Below are 16962 nucleotides of genomic sequence, written 5' to 3'. Positions count from 1 at the left end.
ATGCTCCGTGCATCCCGCTTTCGCGCCGCATCGGCTCAACTGATGCTCCCCGGGCAGCGGAAATTCGTCAGCAAGCCGCTCGTCAACGGATTCATCTGAGCGTTCGTTCTGAGTTCGAGGGCCGCGCGCCGGCCGTCGAAATCAAAATCCAGCATCAACCGGCTCGCCGATGTGGTACCCGTCAACCGTCCGCGCTCGATCAGGCGAAACAGCGCCCAGGGCCCCGTCGTTGCGATCGTCGACGTATCGGGCCGAATCCGCGGCTTCGCGGTGATTTCCGCAATCGCGCCGCCGCGCGGGCCGGGCCAGCCCACCGAGAACGGCAGGACCGGACCGTGCACATAGCGCTGCGACTGGCCGTCGACGTCGACGATCAGCTCTGTGATCTCGGGGTCGATCGACGCCACCTTCGCGTCCATCTTCCACGCCATCCGCTTTGCGCCTTGTTCGCGAAAGAACACGTCGCGAATCGCGGCGGCACGCTCAAACGGCTCGAGGCTCGGCCCCCGAATCGGCGGCATGCCGGGATTCAGCGCCTTATAGCGCCACGGCTTGGAGTTGGTGTCGACGTGCGCCGCAAGCGCCTTCTGAAAAAACTCGTCGAACAGGCCGCCCGCGGCGAAGAGGCGGTTGAAATCCTCGATGTCGACTTCCTGATTGCTCCGCGCGAACGGATACTTGCCTTCGACGGTGGCGCGGCACGCCTTGCCGACGCTCGAATCCACCTGCATCGCAAGCAGCGAACCCGCTTCGCGCCCGACTTTGTCGGCCGCTTGCGCCGCGATGCCGCCCAGCACCGTTCGCAGCGGCGCGGGCAGCTTCTCCGCCTCCATTTGCAACGTGGTGCCGATGTCCAGCGCGGGCGGCATGCTCTGCGAGGAGAGCGCGTTGTCGGCCACGACGAGGCGCGTGTACTGTTCGTTGATCAGCGTGAGGATTGCGTCGAGCTGCAGCGCCTTGCCGCCCGGCGAAATCGGCGCGTCCGTCATGGTCGGGCCGCTTCCCGTATCCGCCTGCCCCGTCACCACCTCGCGCAGCGCCGCGAAGCGGTTGTCCACCAGTTCCTTCTCGAGGCGCTGTTCCGGCCGCCGCGCCGCGAGTTTCCGCGCGCCGTCGGCAACTTCCTTCGCCGCGCCGGATCGTCGCCCGAGGGCCGAAAGCGCCGTGTCGGCCAGCGACGCATCTTCCCGTGCATCGACGACCGACAACGATGTTTCGCGAACGACGGCGCGCGCCAGTCTCACGAGCGGCGAATCGGGCGCGGCGAGCGCGCGCAGCGTCGCCAAATCGAATGCGAGCGTGCCGCCCGCGCCGTCTTCGCCGAACGAGGCGGGCCGAATGTCCGCCAGATACTGCTGCCAATAGTTGCCGTAATCCGTCAGGTACTGGCGGCGAATGTCGTCGGCCAGCGACGACCGCCCTGCGACGACCTTCGCGTTGCGGATCGCGTCGCCCCACCGCGCGGCGGAGCCGGCGCTCCCCATCACCCATGCATCGTCGCTTTGCGCTTGGGCGAGAAATTCGGGCAGCCGGGCGCTGAACACCTGATGGTAGCCATCGTACGTGTACAAGCCGGGCACGCCACGCTGGAATCGCGAGCCGTCGACGAGCCTGAAGATCCCCGCACCCTGAAGCCCGACCGCGCGCGCGAGCGTGAAGTTCTCCGGCGCCTCGTTCTCGATCGCGGCCATCGCGCGCTCGTATAGCCGCCTCGGCGCCGGATTCGCGTTGAGAAAAAGCCGGGCGCGCTGAACGAGCGCCGCGTTCTGGCGTCCGCTCGGCTCGAACGGCTTGCCGTCGACGAACAGCGCATCCAGGTGCCGCGCCATCAAATTGCGTCCGCCCATCTCGGCCGCGCTGTCCGACCGCTCCCAGTCGCGCATGACCCAATCCTTCACCGCCTTCGCGTCATGGCGCGCGGCGTCGTCGAGCATCAAGTAGATCGTCAGCGTGCGATAGACCTCGTCCGCATTCTTCGCATCGATCTGCGCACTCAGCACATTCTCGACGCGCCGCACGATCTGCGGCAGGAGAATCCGGCGCAACAGGCTCCGATAGGTCGCGTCGGACGCGTCGACGATGCCGGGCGCGACGTACAGGCCGTAGCGGAAACTCGCGCCGGGCGCATCGAGATCGAGATCCCGGTATCGCGGAAGATCGCGGGAACCGTCCAGCACCCCCGCAACCGCTGCCGGCTTCGGCACCTTGTTGTAGGCGTCGACTCGTGCGGCGAGGGCGGTCGTCTTCTCCGAAATCGCGTCGAGATAACCGCGATTGTTGTCGTAGCTCACCGCAAGCGAACTCGCCAGCCAAACGAACAGCGCCACGGCGAGCAAATGTCCCGCCCAGCGCATCAGGCGAAAGCGCACCTCCCACGTTACGTTCGGCCGAACCAGATGCGCCTCCGGCACGATCACGTGCTGGAACACATCGCGCAGAAAGTAGCTGCGGCTGCCGGTCATCGCTCCATGGCCGCGGGCCTGCCCGCCTGCGTCGCCGCCGAGCATTCTGCCGAGCTGGCGCTTCAAGCGCTGCAGGACGGTTTCGCGATCGGCGGCCATCACCTGGTCCGTCTGCTCGGCGCTCGTGAAATAGACGCCGCGCAGCGTATTCTGCAACTGGGCGTCGTCGTAACGCGAATCGAGAAACACGAGGCCGAGCATTTCCGTCAACGCCGCCGACAAGCTCCTGAATTCCTGCGGCAACGCATACAGCCTCTTGCGGCGATCGTTTTCGTATTCCTCGAGCAGCCGGTTATTCAGCCCGGCGTCGATACGCCTCTCCAGTCGTTTCATTTCATCGACGCAATGCTCGCGCAGAACGCCGGTCGCGCTCTTCCCGCTGTCCGCGTCGTAGGGCAGCGTGAACCCCCAGATCTGCGTTCGCCCCTCGGCCGTCAACGACTGGAAATACTCGGGAAAGCCCGGCAGCAAATCGAGCTTCGTGACGATCACGTATACGGGAAAGCGAATGCCCAGTTCCTGATGCAACTCGCCGAGGCGGGTGCGCAGCGCGGCCGCATGCGCGGTGCGCTCGGCCTGCGTCCGTGCGACGAGATCCTCGACGCTGACCGACAGGACCACGCCGTTGACGGGCGCACGCGGCCGATGTTTGCGAAGCAAACCGAGAAAGCTCTTCCACTCTGCTTCGTTGGCGGCCGTCGCCTGCTCGTCGCCGGGCACGTCGTGCCGGACGTAACGGCCCGCCGTGTCGATCAGCACGGCCTCGTTGGCGAACCACCATTCGCAATTGACGGTGCCGCCGCGCGCGCGTTCTGACGACGCCTCCATTTGATCCGCGAGCGGAAATTTCAGACCGGAACGCGCGATCGCCGCGGTCTTGCCCGCACCCGGCGCGCCGACCACCATGTACCACGGCAATTCATACAGATAGCGCCCGCTTTCGAGCAAGCGCCGCCAGCCGAGCGCGCCGCCGCGCAGGCGCTTCAACTGACCGATCGCCTTCGACACCGCCACGTTCACGGCACGGATTTCCGCTCGCCCCGCCGTGTCGGCCTTGCCCGCCGCCGGATCGAGAATGCGCTTGAGCAACGCGTCGTTCGTCCGCACCGCCAGCCACAGGCGGTAGAGGCCATACGCGGCGTAACAGAAAAGAATCACGGCGACGATCAGCACGCGCACCCATACCGGGGCGAACGGGTGACGATCGCCGAACGCGAAGAGCGGCCCGGCGTGCCAGATCAACAGGCACACCGCGGCGACGCCGACGGGGCTGAGCGGCCACCGCATCAGCCGGAACGCCAGGAGCGCCGCCAGCAGGACGATGACGGCGACGCGCACCACGACGCCCGCAAGGGGCCGCAACTCGTCGAACGCGAGCAAAGGGCCGACGAACCATACGGCGGCGGAGACGAACAGCACCGCGATGCATGCGAGCATCTGCCACGAAAAGACGAACTTAAAAAAACGTTTCAGGTAAGACATGCCGGACTCCTGCGTTACAGCGTGACCGCGATTTCAACGCGCCGGTTGCGGGATCGGCCGGCAGGCGTCGCGTTATCCGCAACGGGCTGCGCGTCGCCCCGGCCTTCCGAGCGGATACGATCGGTCGGCGTGCCTCGCTGAACCAGGATTCGCGCAACGTAAGCCGCGCGCTTTTCCGACAGCACGAGATTGTTCGGGACATCGGCGCGCCGAATCGGCTGGTTGTCGGTGTGCCCCGTGACCGTGACCTTGCCGCCGACGCGCGCGACTTCCTGCGCAACCTTGTCGAGAATCGGCTCGATCTCGGGAAGCACGCGGCTCTCGCCGGAACGGAACATCGAGTCCCCCCTGAAGATCACGACGCTGCGCCTATCGTCTTCGTCGACGGTCAATAGACCGCGCGCGATCTCGTTCTTGAGCAACACCGACAGGCGCAAGCGCTGCGCGGGCGCCGTTGGCTCGCCCTTCGCGATCGCCAGAATGCGGGCTTCGAGCGCGTTGCGTTCGGTGAGCAGCCGATATTGATAGAACGCGAAGAAACCGAACAGCAACAGAAACACGAACGCACTCGTCGCCCACGCAGGCACGCTGCGCAACAGCGCAAGCTTGCCGGGCTCGGCGCCGCGCCAATGCGGCGACAATTCCGGCTGAAGCGCGTCGCGCGCGCCGGTAATGAGCGTCCACAGACGCTGGCGAATCTGTTCGAGATGCCGCCGGCCGTCCGCGACGACGCTGTAGCGCCCCTCGAACCCGAGACCTAGCACGCGATAGAGAATTTCCAGAATGTCGACGTACTCCTGAGGATCGGTCGCCATGCGCCCGATCAGCAGGAAGAACTTCTCGCCGCCGTCGACCTCGCCTTCGTACGTGATGAGCAAGCTTTGCGAAGCCCACACGCCGCCGCCGCCCCAGCGCGTGCGATTGGCCGCCTCATCCAGCGCCGTGCACAGGCAATAACGCACGACCGCCATGTGCTTCCAGGGCAGATCGGCCTTTTCGCACAAGTTCTGGAACAAGGCCACCTCGCGCACGAGAAGCGTGCGAAGGCTCGCGACGGCTTCGGACGTGTCGAGCGTCGCCGGCATGTCGGCCAGCATCCTCAGCAAGGGATTCCCTGCTTCGAGGAGCGGATTCGCGGCCGCGCGAACTTCGTCGAGACGATGTTGAACGTTGACCGACGCAGCCGTCCCGTCGCGCACCGGCTCCGCAGCAGCCGCCTTCGGCGCGGATCGCGCGCGATCCGCGGCGGCGCTCGCACCGCCTTCGTCCGACGTGAGGAAATCGAACGCGGCTTCGTCAAAGGCGCCCGAGCTCATTTGTGACGCACTCCCCAAAGTTCGAGCTTGAGTTCAGGGAAATGGCCCGCGATGTGCATCGCGAGTCCGCCTTGCTGCGCAATTTGTTCCCAGAACGGCCCCGTGCGGGAAAGCTCGTAATAGATATAGCTGGAGTTGAATGGAATCTGCCGCGGAGGCACCGGCAACGGAATCATCGTCATGCCCGGCAGATGAGAGCGGATAAGCTCCGGCAGCCGCTGCGGATGGCTGATCTTCGTTTGAGATGCGAACTGTTGCTGCAATACGTCCGGAGACATTTGCGCGCCGACCGCGAGCACGAGACTCGAATAGCCCGCAAGCTCGGACGGCAGCATCGTGGCCACGCGAATGCCGTGCGGCTGCTCGGTGAGCGGAATCGGCTGAGCGCCGCGAATCAGAACCTGGTTCAACAGGTAATGCACTTCGTCGACCAGCGGACGAATGCTCGCGTACAGCTGCGCATGATCGTAGCCGGGCGTCGGCCGCGGCCGGCGCGTTTGCGGACGCACGAACGTCGACAGTTCGCCCGCCAGCATCGACAGCTCGCGATAGAGCGTCACGGGCGGCATCTCGCGAATCCTGCAGATGTGTTCGAGCAGCGGCTCATACCGGTTCAGCACCTGCAGCAACAGGTAATCCGCCACTTCAGCCGCCGCGCCCGCGCGGCCGTCGCTGCCGGACAGACGTGTCGCGAGCGCGTCGGCGCGCAGTTTCGCGAGGCCGTGCAACTGGGTCGCCCATTCGCGCAGCAGCGGGCTGGCCCCATACTGGCTGACGGGCGGGATGTGATCGCCGTCGTAGAGCGCGACCGAACCGTCCGCGTGCAGCGTCTTCACGCGCGTCAACGCGATGCCGATCCAGGATTGGGTCAGCTCCTTTTCAGGCATCAGCCGAAGCCGCATGTTCGCGAGCTGCACGGGCTTGGGCCCCTGGCCGATCGCATTGCTGTCGCGCAATTCGATCTCGAACGCCGAATAGCGCGCAAGCGATCCCGCCTGTTCACCGAACGCGGTTTCCTCCGTATTCGGCAAACGCAGCGGCACCGCGAGATAGATCACCTGGTCCTGATGCTCGGGAGCGATCGTCAAGGGCGGCGGCGGCGGCGTGTGCCCCGGCACATCGAACGGCGTTCCGTCGGGAAATATTCCCGTCCCGCTCTTGAAGACGAGCTTGCCGAACGATAGCGACTCCTGATCGATTTCATAGCGGCTGAATCCCCAGAAAAACGGGCTGAGGGCCGCGGCTCGCTTGTGTGCGAAGTATTCGAAGTAACGTTCCTGTTGCTGAAACAGCTGGGGAAGAAGAAATAGCCCCTCGTTCCACACCACCTTGTTATGCCAACTCATCGCAATCATTCCAATTCTGTAATCGATACGGTCCGCTGCCCGACATCGACGTTCAACTTGACCTTCGCTCTCGGCATGAATGCCCGGTACCATGCGTCCTCCGGAACCGGCCGTAGCTTATGAACCGCCCGCCACACCGATTTGCCGAGTTCTCGATAACCGACCAGCACGCCGATCGACGTCGCTGCGGAATTGGCGCGTCGATGAACGTCTCGGGTGTCGCCCGGGCGCATCACGAATTCATCCACGGCGATCGCGTCGTCGCCCAACACTTTCCGGCTGTCGCTCTGCAGCGTAAAGAAATCGGCGTTTTCAAATGCACCGGCCGATTTCAGTTCGTACAGCCGCACCATCACGGGTGCCGGGCGTTCGTACTCATCCGGGTTTGATCCGTCGCTCACCTTGATCTTCACGGTCAGATCGGCTGATTCCTTGTGTGCCGGCCCGCTGGCACAAGCCGCGAGCGACACGCACACAGCTGCCGCCGCAATCCGCCTGACAGCGGTTCGCCTGGCCGCTTCGCGGCGAAAGAAAAATTGGGAAACCATCTGGATGATCCTGTCGCACCGGGGCAAGCCGCTGTTCGTGGCGCCCGTATCGCGAGCGCCATGGACAGCAGCCTCCGGGCCTCGCCGGTTGCCGACGAGGCCCGTTCCGGATAACCGGCGTTGAGGGTTAAGCCGCGTTCTTCTTGATGTCGAAAGTCGCGGTGATTGCGCCGCCGCTGCCGCCCTGCGCATTCTGAACGACGTACTCCTGCTTCAGGCGGGAGAACGACAACCGAACGACCTCGCGCGGGCGCGACTCGTCCTTAGCCACGCCGGATGGGCTCACCTGGGTAACGAGCACATCGTTCATCGTGAGCTTGACGTACTCGAGCGGGCTGCCGCCCGCCTTGCGCACCACGAGCCGAGCCTCGTCGATATGCTTGCCGAGCAAGCAGTACTGAACGAGATTCGGGCTCGCGCGATCGATGTAATGTTCGAAGTGCAGATCATCGATCGTCGCCTTGCCCGCGCCGCCCCCCGAACCCAGGTGCATGTTCGATTGCTGACTGACGTTCCACGACCAGCTCAAGACCTCGATTTCACCCTTGTGGGTTGTGTCTTCCGCCTCACCGTCGATACCGTTGATCTTGAGGAAAATGTCGTGCGACATGGCATACTCCTTCTTATTGCGTTAATTTTCAGTACTACTGAGCCAGAGAGATTTAACGAGCGCCTGCCCACCGCTCCGCCGAACAACGGTCATCGCCGATCGGCTTGCTCTTGCGCCGCCCGGTGGCGTACGCCCGCGACAATGGCGTGCATGACGCGGCCGCGTACGCCCGCCGTCACGATCGTCCGGACGGCATCCGTTACGCCGCTTCCTTGACCGAGGGCAGCTTCGCGACTAGACGCAGCGATACGGTCAACCCTTCCAGCTGGAAGTGCGGACGCAGGAAGAACTTCGCCTGGTAGTAGCCCGGATTGCCTTCCACGTCCTCGACGACCACTTCGGCCGCAGCCAGAGGACGGCGCGCCTTGGTCTCCTGCGACGAATTCGCCGGATCGGCGTCGACATAGTTCATGATCCATTCGTTGAGCCACTGCTGCATGTCCTCTCGCTCCTTGAACGAACCGATCTTGTCGCGCACGATGCACTTCAGATAATGCGCAAAGCGCGAGCATGCGAACAGGTACGGCAGGCGAGCGGACAAGTTCGCGTTCGCCGTCGCATCCGGGTCGTAGTACTCGGCGGGCTTCTGCAGCGATTGCGCGCCGATGAAGGCCGCGTAGTCCGTGTTCTTGCGATGGATCAGCGGAATGAAACCGTTCTTCGCGAGCTCCGCTTCGCGACGATCCGAAATCGCGATTTCGGTCGGGCACTTCATGTCGATGCCGCCGTCGTCTGTCGGGAACGTATGGCAAGGCAGGTTCTCGACGACGCCGCCGCTTTCGACGCCGCGAATCAGCGTGCACCAGCCGTAATGCTTGAACGAGCGGTTGATGTTGACCGCCATTGCGTACGCGGCATTCGCCCATACGTACTTGCGATGATCGGACCCGTCCGTCGATTCCTCGAAATCGAATTCGTCGACGGGATTCGTGCCGATTCCGTACGGCAAACGCGCAAGAAAACGCGGCATCGCCAAACCGACGTAACGCGCATCCTCGGAATTTCGCAGCGAATTCCAGGGCGCATATTCGAGGTTCTGCGTAAAGATCTTGGTCAGGTCGCGCGGATTGGCCAGCTCTTGCCACGAATCCATCTGGAGTACCGACGGCGATGCGCCGGTAATGAACGGCGCATGCGCGGCGGCCGCCACCTTGCCGATCGACGAAAGCAGATCGACGTCCGGCGGCGTGTGATCGAAGTAGTAATCGGCCACGAGACACCCATACGGCTCACCGCCGAGCTGGCCGTATTCTTCTTCGTAGATCTGCTTGAAGAACGGGCTCTGGTCCCAGGCCACGCCTTTGTATCGCTTCATCGTGCGGCGCAGATCGTCCTTCGAGACGTCCATGAAGCGGATCTTGAGTTTCTCGTCCGTCTCGGTGTTCGTCACCAAGTGATGAAGACCGCGCCACGCGCTTTCCAGTTTCTGGAAATCGTCGTGATGCAGGATCAGATTGATCTGCTCGGACAGTTTTCGATCGATCTCGCCGATGATCGCTTCAATGCTCTTGTACGCGTCGTCCGACAACGTCGCCGAATTGGCGAGCGCCTGCTCGGCCAGCGTCTTGACGGCGTGTTCCACCGCCTCGCGCGCCTGCTCGGTCTTCGGTTTGAACTCGCGCGACAGCAGCGCATTGAAGTCCGATTGCGTAGCGATCTGCGCATCGGCGGAGCGCGCCTGAGATTCACGTGCAGCCATTTTCTCTCCTATGAATCGATTCCGGTTTCGGGAATCAGTGCTTTTCCTTCGATTCCCTGCTTTCCGCCTTGTCCGCCGCGGGCTTCGGCGCCTTCGCGAGCGCGCTCAGCAGCGCGGGGTCCTTGAGCACCTTGCTCACGAGGTTCTCCGCGCCCGACTTGCCGTCCATGTAGGTCTGCAGATTCGCAAGCTGCGTGCGCGCGTCCAGCAGTTGCGACAGCGCGTCCACCTTCTTGGCGATCGCCGCGGGGGAAAAGTCGTCCATGCTTTCGAACGTGATGTCGACCATCAACTGGCCGTCGCCCGAAAGCGTATTCGGCACCGAGAACGCCACGCGCGGCTTCATCGCCTTCATGCGCTCGTCAAAATTGTCGATATCGATGTTGAAGAACTTGCGATCGCCGACTGCCGGCAAAGGCTCGATCGGCTTGCCGGACAGGTCTGCAAGCACGCCCATCACGAAAGGAAGCTCGACCTTCTTTTCGGAACCGTAGATCTCGACGTCGTACTCGATCTGGACGCGAGGCGCGCGATTGCGCGCGATAAATTTCTGTGAACTATTGGATATAGCCATATCTTCTCCAGCTTGAAGTCGGAATGAAAATCAACGAACAAGTATTCCTCTGCATTGCCCGCGCAATAGAAATTCGCCGAACGTCACGCCTTCAATTTCCCCTCTTAATGGCGTTGACGTCGTATCAAATTCTCCTTTAGCGGAAGGCGGTTCAAAATCAGACAAGTTTGAAAGTTTCCGAATCGATTCGTGAATGCGCGCGCCGAGCCGCGCTTGCAAAGCGCGTGCGACGCCGAGGCGGGCTCTCGTCAGCCGCCTTTTTCGGACCTCGTCACTATTCGATTGAGCGATCGGCGCGCATCCGGCCGTCGCGGCGTTCCCGCGCCGCCCGCATCGCGCGGCCGCGCCTACAGTTCCGTGTCTATCGCTTTCTTGTCCGACGCGACATCCGGAATCAGCAAGATCTCGACACGTCGGTTCTGTGCGCGCCCCCAGGGGCTTTCGTTTCCGGCAATCGGGTGCGTGTCGCCCGCCCCTTGCACGATGAAGCGCGTCTTCAGCACGCCTTGATCGACGAACCAGTCGCGAATCACGCGCGCACGCGCTTTGGACAACTGAAAATTGTTCGCTTCCGATCCGGCACTATCGGAATGACCCACGATCAGAACGCGCTGCTCCGGATTGGCGAGAATCAACCGCAATGCATGTTGTAACTCACGCCGCGCGGCGCCCGGAGAAAACTTCGCCTCACCGGTCGCGAACAGCGACACCGTGTCGATGCGCATCGCGACCGACTCCGCGCGCCGCGAAACCAGCGCCGTATCGAGCTTGACCAGCAACTCCTGTCCTCGATAGAGCCCCCAGCCGACCCCGACCGGCACCCCATTGAGCAACGTATGCACGATTGTCGAGCGATCGTGCTCGAGGCGAGCCTGCACGAAACGCTTTTTCCCGATCCACTCGTCGGGTGCGCTCCGATATTCGGCCATGTCGCTCGCCACGCGCTGGATCATGCGGCAATTCATCCAGGCCGATACCGCAACGGCAATGCCAAGCGTCGAAACGGTCGAAAACACGAGAGCCGGCACCAAGCTTGCGCGACAGGAAACGATATCGCGCGCACCGCTCCATCCCTCCCGAATACCGCTTTCGGCGACCTTCGCCACACGCGGCATGGGAAGCGGCGAAGCCGACGATTTGGTCGTGCGGATATGAAGCCCGGTTCGAATGGTCAGCCACCGCGTCCATGCTCCCGGACGTATCGGCTGCCTGCCGACGTCCGCGAGCGTCAGTCCTTTCAGCATGAACGGCGGCGTGTTCGCCAGCGTGGACATCGACGACAGCAACGCCGTGGCGTCGAGCCAGTCGAACACCGCAAGCCCCAGCGCGCTGTGCGCCGACGAGCCGGCTCGCGACGGCCGAAGCAGCTGTTGTCGGACCGTCGCGAGCAGCTCGCCTGCTTTCGACGCGGCATTCGCCTGCCTCACGCCAATTTCTATCGCATCGCCCACCCACTTCGGGCGCGCGCCGTCGGCGCCCTTGAATCCGAGACACGTGTAGACGGCGAGATAGCACGGCAGAACGTATTCCGAATCGGGGTAGCAAAGCGATTCGCGAAGCTCGGCTCGCCACTTCGCGAATGTCTGCCTCATTTCGCTTTCGTCATCGCTTTCCGATACGAGCGGCAGCACCGCCGCGTCAGGAAAGCGACCTCGCGACGCCTTGATGCGCGCCATCGCGTCTCGCAGTTGCTCGACGGTATCGGCGCGCAGCCACAGTGCACCGGCTTCGCGTCGCAGCATCGCATCGTCTCCTTTGCTGTCGAAAAGCGACGAGGCGTGAGGGCCGGCCACGACGATCACCGCCAGTTCGTGATCGTCGATGTCGGCTTCGACCGTTCGATCTTCTCCCGTCGCACGCATGCGTTCGAATATCTCGATCGCCAGCACGACGGCGGCAATGATCAGAACGATGGTCAGCACATGAGGCCACTCAGGCTGCATGTTCAACGGCAGGCAAAGGCTCGCGAACACCACGACAGGAATGGCGCCCCATACGAGCCAAAATCGAATCTGATGCGACATGCTCAATCTCCCGATTCCCGATGAATCGTTGCTTCATCCGCCAACGTGACTCCCACCTGCTCCACCTCATGACTCAAGCGCTCGTCGATGACGAGCCACATCGTCATGAGCGCGGCGAACGCGAGCAAACTGCCTACGATTCGCCAAGACCGCCCGCGCGCTGCCTCGTGCGATACCCCCCCCTCAATCCAAACCTCGCCCGCTCCCGGCGTTTTCTTGCCGAACATCGGCTTCGCTTCGGATGCCGGATCGTCCGCAAGCACGATCCCTTTCTTGTCTTCCAGAAGGCCGAGCTCATAGAAGAGCGAATACATCTCCAGCAGTTCGGCGTTCGCCGAATGCATCTTCAGCAGACGATCGACTCGCGCACGCACTTTGCTTAGCCCATCCCGAGTGGAATGGAAGCGGAACTGGAGGAGCTCGCGCAGCCACTCGTCCTGTTGTTCGGACGACAGACTGCGCATCGTGATTTCATCGAGCAACACGCATTGCGCGAGTCCCAATTCGTTCGCGACGCCGCCACGATAGCCGCCATCCTGCATGGCCTGCTCGAACTGCTTGACGAGCGCGATGCAGCGCGCGCGCCAATCATGCACGCGTGAAATGCGCGCACCCTCCGTCAATAGCGCGATGTGGAGCATCGTGTCCTGCAGCAGCGTGCGCAACGATTGCGCGGGCATTTCAATCGACATGTCTCGACTCGAATAAACGGATCTCGAATGCTCAGTGCATCTGGATCACGAAGGTCACATAGGTGCGCACCTTGCCCGCACCTGTCTTTCCGGTTGCGTAGTAGCGCGCAAAGAAGGGGATCGGCGTTGGCGTCGACGCTTGGACAGACACCCCCTTCATCGTCGACACGTCGCCGACCTTGATCGGCGAGCCGTCGCCGTTCACGAGCTGAATCTGCACGCCGGTGGCGCTCTGTCCGTCGCTCGGGTCTTCCACGTCGAGATTGCCGTTCTCGCTCGTCGTGGGTCCATTCTCAAAAAAGGTCACTACGTTTCCCGCATATCCGTCGCAAAGCACGGAAATATCGAACGCGGTCGCGCCGGCGGTTTGTCCCGCGTTCGTCAGCGCCGACGTCGAGATGGTCGGCAATGTCACCGTTTTGTTCTCGTTGCCGTCCACGACCGTGCACGCCACCGGGTTGTAGCGCCCGTTGAACTTGATCGTCACGGTCGGGGACGGTGGCGCGGCGCAGGCCGCCGAGCAGGCGAACGTTGCGGCGGCCGCGATCGCCGACCATCGGCGCGTCGCGCTTCTCATGAATTTCCGGGCGGTCATTTCAGTCATTCCGTGCTCCGTTGTCGTCGGATGACGCCTGGCTCGTCTCGTCATGCAACCGCGGCTCGCAACGCAAACGGATGCGAACGATCGCCCGGGACTTTTTTGTTTCCATTTGGGCTGCCGGCACCATGTAAGGCATCGTGCATCGCTCGGAGGAACCCGCCCCCCACTTCGCGACCAGATTGCCGGCACCCTCGATACCGCGCAGGAACGCCATCCCGCCTTGACCGACACCGCCGAGCGACTTGCCGTCGAGGTCGAACAGTTCGCTGCCCATCGGCAACGGCTTCCCGTCTTCGGTTTCCGTCGCCGCGAATACCGGCCTGCCGCGCTTGGTTTCCATCTTCACGAACACGATCGAATTATTGCGAGGCACGACCTCCTCGCTCGTATTCGCGAGCTCGACGTCGTCCGGCAGTTCGGACGGATCGATGGCGACCGTGTTGGCCCGATAGGGCATCAACGAGGGAATCACCGCGTAGCCGAAGCGATCGATCGACGCGCCTTGCCCGTTGATCAGCTTGCCGCCTCTCGCGCCTTTCGCTTCGACTAGCGCTGCCGCCGCCCCGAGCGGCGGACTCAAAGTCACGCCGCCGCGATGCAGGACGACCGCGCCGTTCGCACCGAACGATGCCTGGCGCGTGCGATTGTCGACCGACGCGTTACCGTTGTACGTGCCGAACGGCGAGCGATATGTGCCGTACACCCCGAGCGACGCGAAATTGCTGTCGCTGCTGACCGAACGCGACACGTTGACGCCGTAGTCGATCGGCACCGCGTGCGCCGTGCTGCCCGACAGATTCGCCTGAACCGAACTGTCGCCGTTGGACGCGCGAGACAGCGAAGTCATCAGCGAACTGAACGCATTTCTCTTCGTATAAGCGTTGCTGCCGAGCGGAACCGACAGATTCACGCCGACCTGGGTCACGTCGCGATCGTCGCTCGAGCGGCTGCGCTGCGCGTAGACCGTATACGAGACGCGTTTGAAGGTGCTCGAAAATCCCGCCTGAAACTGCAGATCCCTTCCTCGGCCGTTCCAGTAGTTCAGCAGGCTGCTGGAAACATAGGCGGAACTTCGATCGCCGATTCTCTGGTTGACGTTCAGCTGCAAGCGGGTGCGCGCCCGATAATCGCTTCGCCACGAGCGCTCTTGCGCGTCGTAGCCATTGCGCGCCATGACGGCGTCGGCAAGGCTGTAGTAATTCGACGTCGAATATCGATAAGCTGCCACGGAAAAATTGGTCCCGGTGGACGGCACCATCTTGCCGTACGACACATGCGAGCTGAAGCCGCTGCGCGCGCCTTGTCCAGGCAAGTTCGTGCGCGCAGACGTGACATCGAAAGCGAAAGCGCCAATCGGCGTGTTCAGCGCGACGCCGATCAAGCCCGACGCATAACCCGTCGACGACAGCAGCCCCGCATAGCCGGTCAGCAGATTCGTCATGCCGCGCTGATAGGTCAGCTGCGCGACCCACGGCTTGCCGTTCGACAGCGCGTCTCGATACTGGCCGACGGTAACGTTGAAACGTTGCATGCCCGGCCGCAAAAGTTGGCTCACCGATGCGAACGGCACGGTGAAATGCTTCGTCCTGCCATCCGATTCGGTGATCGTCACGTCGAGATCGCCGCCGTATCCGGTCGGCGGCAAATCGTCGAATTCGAACGGCCCGGGCGGGACGCTGGCCTCATAGATCACGCTGCCGCGCTGCCGCACGGCCACGCGCGCATTCGTGTCCGCGACGCCGCGAACCGTCGGCGCGTAGGATTGAAGCGACACCGGCAACATCCGATCATCGCTTGCCAGCTGCACGCCGCGCACGCCGAACGATTCAAAGATCTCGCCAGTCGTGTAGCTGTCGCCCAGCGTGATCTGGCTGCGCAGCGCCGTGAGGTCCCGTTGAACGTAGGTTTCGAGACTGCGCCAGCTCATGCCGGCACTGCGGTTTCCCCACATCAAGTTCGAACGTTGGCGAACGCGCCAGGCCCCGATGTTCACGCCGGCTTGCAGGCCGAGAAAAAGGCTGCTCGTATTGCTCCCGAAAAATTTGTTTTCGCTCGCATAGCCGCTGAGGTTGTACTGCAGCAGGCCGGCATTGATGCCGTTGTCCCAACGGGACGGGTCCACGTAGCCTCGTGCGGTCTTGCGCATGTCCACTTGCGGAATGGTCAGATCGAGCGTGAGCTCGGCGCCGTCGAACGTATACGTCGCGTCGGGCAGCGCATCGCGCAAGCCGATGCACGCGTTCTCCTCGATCGCCGGTTGCCGGCCCGGTTCCGCATCCGTCGCGACGCGCGCGGCATCGAGACGTTTCGCGACGAGGTCGCTGTCCACGCCGAGCCGATCCAGCGTCGCGCGCGTAAAGCATGGCGCCGCGCTGTCGCTGCCGTGCACGTTGCGGAACTCGACGTCCAGCCTCCCGCGTCTTTCTCCGTTGACCGTCAAGTCGACCGGGTAGATGCCGGCCACCACCGGATTGCCCCGCTCGAAGCGCGACAGATCGATTCCGCCGCCCATGAGCAGGCGCGAATTGAAAGTCACGGCCGCGGCGGTTGAAGCGGACGCATGCGAAGCGACCAGCAATGCCTTCCGGTCGTTCGTCAGCGGCGCTCGGTCGGGCGACGCCGCGCTCGCCGCATCCGGCCGCAAATGGTCGCCAGCACGCATGCCGTCGAATTCCGCCGCGTTGGCCTGAATACACAGCGATCCAACGCCGCATGCAACAGCCCCGGCGGCGATCATCATTTGGCGGCGACATGACAGTCGCGACTCGCCGCCGCGATCATCCGCCGACGTTCCTCCACTTGCTGCTCGGACCACTCGTTCCCCCTTGTCGAACCTTGTTCGTCCGGCCGCTTATTCCGCGGTTGCCGTACCCGCCACTTCCGCTCCGTAGTCATTGAGCAGCTTGTAGGAAATCTCGGCATGCGCGGACAGCCTCGAGATGTCCTGCTTGCTCACGAATTCCCTGCTGCCGAACGGAGCGACCATGCCCGGATCGAGCCGCACGCTCCTGTCGCCGCTTTTCACGGTCGCCTGACTAATCGAGATGTAGTAAGGAGAACGATTCTCCGCACGCAGCACGCTGACGCCCTTGTCGTTGCGCACCACCTTCCACGTAAGCTGCTCGCGCGCCTGCGCTGCGTTTCCGTCTTCCAGCGCCGACGGACGGAAGAACAATTTGATGCGCGTGCGAAACGCGAGCTGCAACAGGTTTTGGTCGGCCGCTTCGGTCGGCTTCGGAGGAATTTCCAGAACGTTCAGCCAATACACAGATTCACGATCTTTCGGCAAATCGTCGCCCGTATACATGACGCGCAATGTTTGCCCCTTCTTGGGCTCAACGCGAAACACGGGCGGCATGAGGACGAACGGCACCTTGATTTCGTTCGGACTCGCGCCCGCATTTCCGTCGTCGATCCACGCCTGCACCAACACCGGCGACTGCTCGACGTTGGTGAGCCGAACGTTGACCTCGCGGCTGCTTTCCGGATAAACGACGCGTGTTCCGGTGATGACAATTGCAGCGTGGGACAATGTCGAAGCGAGGCAGCACGCCATGGTCGCCACGGCGACGCTCATTTTCCATAACCGCACGCATACCTCCCGTGAT

Annotated in this window: 12 protein-coding genes; all 12 read right to left on the bottom strand. The window is 63.0% G+C overall.

Annotation, left to right across the window (positions count from 1 at the left end):
* Nucleotides 1–35: 35 nt before the first annotated feature.
* A complete protein-coding gene (gene tssM / locus WS78_RS31295; protein WP_059576857.1) occupies nucleotides 36–3944 on the bottom strand; it encodes a type VI secretion system membrane subunit TssM in 3909 nt (1302 codons plus the stop codon).
* A gap of 14 nt (nucleotides 3945–3958) precedes the next feature.
* The gene (tssL, locus tag WS78_RS31290; protein ID WP_059576861.1) at nucleotides 3959–5260 is read right to left on the bottom strand and encodes a type VI secretion system protein TssL, long form; all 1302 of its coding nucleotides are present in this window, start codon (nucleotides 5258–5260) and stop codon (nucleotides 3959–3961) included.
* Nucleotides 5257–6606, bottom strand: coding sequence for a type VI secretion system baseplate subunit TssK (gene tssK, locus WS78_RS31285; protein WP_038746267.1), 1350 nt, complete (start codon nucleotides 6604–6606; stop codon nucleotides 5257–5259). Before tssK ends, tssL begins: the two co-directional genes overlap by 4 nt.
* Nucleotides 6607–6611: 5 nt before the next feature.
* Nucleotides 6612–7154 carry a type VI secretion system lipoprotein TssJ gene (gene tssJ, locus WS78_RS31280; protein ID WP_081989447.1) on the bottom strand — a complete coding sequence of 181 codons (543 nt, stop codon included), beginning with the start codon at nucleotides 7152–7154 and terminating at the stop codon, nucleotides 6612–6614.
* A 127-nt stretch (nucleotides 7155–7281) separates the two neighbouring features.
* A complete protein-coding gene (locus tag WS78_RS31275; RefSeq protein WP_038745865.1) occupies nucleotides 7282–7764 on the bottom strand; it encodes an Hcp family type VI secretion system effector in 483 nt (160 codons plus the stop codon).
* A gap of 199 nt (nucleotides 7765–7963) precedes the next feature.
* On the bottom strand, nucleotides 7964–9463 hold the full coding sequence (gene tssC, locus WS78_RS31270; protein WP_038745863.1) for a type VI secretion system contractile sheath large subunit: 1500 nt from the start codon (nucleotides 9461–9463) through the stop codon (nucleotides 7964–7966).
* 34 nt (nucleotides 9464–9497) lie between these two features.
* Nucleotides 9498–10037 carry a type VI secretion system contractile sheath small subunit gene (gene tssB, locus WS78_RS31265; RefSeq protein WP_038745861.1) on the bottom strand — a complete coding sequence of 180 codons (540 nt, stop codon included), beginning with the start codon at nucleotides 10035–10037 and terminating at the stop codon, nucleotides 9498–9500.
* A 347-nt stretch (nucleotides 10038–10384) separates the two neighbouring features.
* Entirely contained in the window at nucleotides 10385–12061 is a 1677-nt protein-coding gene (locus tag WS78_RS31255; RefSeq protein WP_059576864.1) for an OmpA family protein, read from the bottom strand.
* A gap of 2 nt (nucleotides 12062–12063) precedes the next feature.
* Nucleotides 12064–12753 carry a DotU family type IV/VI secretion system protein gene (locus tag WS78_RS31250; protein ID WP_038745857.1) on the bottom strand — a complete coding sequence of 230 codons (690 nt, stop codon included), beginning with the start codon at nucleotides 12751–12753 and terminating at the stop codon, nucleotides 12064–12066.
* A gap of 31 nt (nucleotides 12754–12784) precedes the next feature.
* Nucleotides 12785–13357: a fimbrial protein gene (locus tag WS78_RS31245; protein WP_082717463.1), complete on the bottom strand. Its 573-nt coding sequence runs from the start codon at nucleotides 13355–13357 to the stop codon at nucleotides 12785–12787.
* Nucleotides 13350–16094, bottom strand: coding sequence for a fimbria/pilus outer membrane usher protein (locus tag WS78_RS31240; protein WP_059576867.1), 2745 nt, complete (start codon nucleotides 16092–16094; stop codon nucleotides 13350–13352). Before WS78_RS31240 ends, WS78_RS31245 begins: the two co-directional genes overlap by 8 nt.
* A gap of 111 nt (nucleotides 16095–16205) precedes the next feature.
* Nucleotides 16206–16946 (bottom strand): fimbria/pilus periplasmic chaperone, encoded by a 741-nt coding sequence (locus WS78_RS31235; RefSeq protein WP_082717465.1) that lies wholly within the window; start codon nucleotides 16944–16946, stop codon nucleotides 16206–16208.
* Nucleotides 16947–16962 lie beyond the last annotated feature (16 nt).

The sequence above is a fragment of the Burkholderia savannae genome (assembly GCF_001524445.2).
In the GTDB taxonomy this organism is placed as follows: domain Bacteria; phylum Pseudomonadota; class Gammaproteobacteria; order Burkholderiales; family Burkholderiaceae; genus Burkholderia; species Burkholderia savannae.
Note: the sequence above shows the minus strand (reverse complement) of the source record. Positions and strands in the feature narration are given on the sequence as shown.